This window comes from Burkholderia sp. E168m23 (genome assembly GCF_016586125.1).
GTDB lineage: Bacteria > Pseudomonadota > Gammaproteobacteria > Burkholderiales > Burkholderiaceae > Burkholderia > Burkholderia orbicola.
In genome coordinates, this window is sequence record NZ_BCPP01001105.1 from 1 (window position 1) to 2137 (window position 2137).

Sequence of the window (2137 nt, forward strand, 5' to 3'; positions counted from 1 at the left end):
GAACACCAGCGCAACGGGGGCGCGCACCGCGCCGTTCGCGTCGGCATCGGCGCCGGCGTCGAGCACGGCGGCGATTTCCTGCGCGACGCGCTGCGCTTCGCGGCCGCCTTCGTCGAGCCGGTTGTCGGGGGTATTCAGGCCCGCGTGCATCTGCTCCTGCGCAAACGGCGCCTGCCGCCAGCGGAAGTACGACACGCAGCCGGCGCCGTGCGCGAACGCTTCCCAGCTCCACAGCCGCACCATGCCCGGCAGCGGCGCGGGGTTCCAGTGCGCCCAGTTCACCGGGCCCGGCTGCTGCTCCATCACCCAGAACGGCAGCTTCGACATGCCGCGGTACAGGTCGTGATTGAACGACGCGAAATCGGGATGGCCGGTGCGCAGCCAGCGCGCCTTCACGTCGGGCGCGAACCACAGCTCCTCGAGCGCGCCGAGCGGATAGCTGTCCCACGTCGCGAGATCGAGGTCGCGCGCGACTTCGTAGTGATCGAACTCGGTGAAGAGCTGCATGAAGTTGTGCGCGACCGGGCGGCCCGGCGAATGCGCGCGGATCACGTCGACCTGCATCCGGTGATAGCGCGCGAGTTCGTCGGACGCGAAGCGCCGGTAGTCGAGGCGATGCGACGGATTGGCTTCGGTCACGGTGCCCACGGGCGCGTCCACTTCGTCGAAATGGCGATATTCCATGCTCCAGAACACGGTGCCCCATGCGCGGTTCAGCGCGTCGATCGTGCCGTAGCGTGCTTTCAGCCATTCGCGAAAGCGCACGAGCGCGGCCGGCGAGTAGCTGACGACGGTCTGGTGGCAGCCGAGTTCGTTGTCGGTCTGCCAGTAGCGCACGGCCGGGTGGCGACCGTAGCGTTCGGCGACCGCCGTGCAGATCTGGCGCGACGCTTCGAGATAGACCGGCGACGAGAAATCGTAGTGGCGGCGCGAACCGAACGCGCGCGGGCGGCCGTCCGCGCCGATCGCGAGGATGTCGGGATGGCGGTCCACCAGCCATTTCGGCGGCGTCGCGGTCGGCGTGCACATCACGATTTCGAGGCCGGCCGCGCCGAGCACGTCGACCGCACGGTCGAGCCAGCCCCAGTCGTATTCGCCCGGCGACGGCTCGATGCGGCTCCACGCGAATTCGGCGATCCGCACCTGCTCGATGCCGAGCGCTTTCATCCGGCGGGCGTCGTCGGCCCACATCGATTCCGGCCAGTGTTCCGGGTAGTAACAGACTCCGAGGCGCATGCCCGATCCTTATGCGTAGTGGTGGACGGGAAGGTCGGCGCACGCGGGCACCGCGCGGCCGTCTTCGGTGAACAGGTGGCAGGCCGCGGCCGGCGCGTGCACGTGCACGCGTTCGCCGGTGCGCACCGGCGCGTCGCCGGGTACTTTCGCGATCAGCGGCGTCGCGTCGGGTAGGCCGGGCGAGTCGAGGTGCACGTAGGTCTGCTCGCCGAGGCGTTCGACGAGCGCGACGTCGCGCGCGAGCGTCGTCGCATCGGGGGCGGCGCCGAGCGTCAGGTGTTCGGGACGGATGCCGAGCGTCACGGCGGCGCCGGCGGAGAGCGCCGAGCCGTCGCGCGGCAGCGTGAAGGTTTCGCCGGACGGCACGAGCGTGACGGTCGTGCGACGCGCGTCGCACGCGGTCACGACGGCCGGCAGGAAGTTCATGCGCGGCGAGCCGATGAAGCCCGCGACGAAGCGGCTGGCCGGATGGTGATAGAGGTCGAGCGGCGCGCCGACCTGAGCGATGCTGCCGTGCCGCGCGGTATCCGCGCCGGCGTGCAGCAGCACGATCTTGTCGGCGAGCGTCATCGCCTCGGTCTGGTCGTGCGTCACGTAGACGACGCTCGCACGTTCGAACTGCCGATGCAGCTTCGCGATTTCGACGCGGGTCTGGCCGCGCAGCGCCGCATCGAGATTCGACAGCGGTTCGTCGAACAGGAATACGCCGGGCTCGCGCACGATCGCGCGGCCGATCGCGACGCGCTGCCGCTGGCCGCCGGACAGCGCCTTCGGCTTGCGCTCGAGCAGCGTGTCGAGCTGCAGGATGCGCGCGGCGTCGCGTACCTTGCGGTCGATCTCGGCCTTCGGCACGCGCGCGAGCTTCAGCCCGAACGCCATGTTCTCGTACACCGTCATGTGC

Annotated in this window: 2 protein-coding genes; both read right to left on the reverse strand. The window is 70.0% G+C overall.

Annotation, left to right across the window (positions count from 1 at the left end; genetic code table 11):
• On the reverse strand, positions 1 to 1236 hold a 1236-nt coding region (locus JMF90_RS34555; RefSeq protein ID WP_201326114.1), incomplete at its 3' end, for a beta-galactosidase.
• Between the two features lie 9 nt (positions 1237 to 1245).
• Positions 1246 to 2137, reverse strand: an 892-nt coding sequence (locus JMF90_RS34560) for an ABC transporter ATP-binding protein (RefSeq protein ID WP_201326115.1), incomplete at its 5' end; no start/stop codon positions are given.